1 pseudogene is annotated in these 461 nt (G+C 62.9%); it reads right to left on the reverse strand.

The features are described from left to right. Window position 1: 1 nt before the first annotated feature. Window positions 2-454: pseudogene (locus NE591_RS12355) on the reverse strand (4Fe-4S dicluster domain-containing protein). Window positions 455-461: the final 7 nt, after the last annotated feature.

The raw sequence follows: 461 nt of genomic DNA on the forward strand, positions 1-461 counted from the left end.
GCTACAGCTCTTCCTCGAGATTGACCACTGAGCCAGTGCCCGATCCCGACTTCTGAGCGTCGCGATGAGGCGTCAGGATCAGGTTGGGGCCCGTGTTGTCGGCAGGCAGCGGCTCCACCTCAACATCTCCCTCGCCGTACTTCTCGATCATCTCCTCGCGAGTGCCGAAGTCCAGCGCGCGCATGGAACAGCCGGTAACGCAGATAGGCTTGCCGCCCGCGGCCACTTCGCCGCGGCACATGTCGCATTTCAACATGTAGCCCTCTTCCTCGCCGTAGGTCGGCGCGCCATAGGGGCAAGCGGTCTCGCAGGTCTTGCAGCCGATGCACACGTCGTGATCGGTCCAAACGATGCCGGTCTCCTAGTCCTTCTGCATGGCACCGGTGGGGCAGTTCGCCACGCAGGCCGGGCTCGAGCAGTGGTTGCAGGCCAGAGACAGAAAATAACCGAACACACCGTCG

This window comes from Adlercreutzia sp. DFI.6.23 (genome assembly GCF_024462535.1).
Lineage (GTDB): Bacteria > Actinomycetota > Coriobacteriia > Coriobacteriales > Eggerthellaceae > Adlercreutzia > Adlercreutzia rubneri.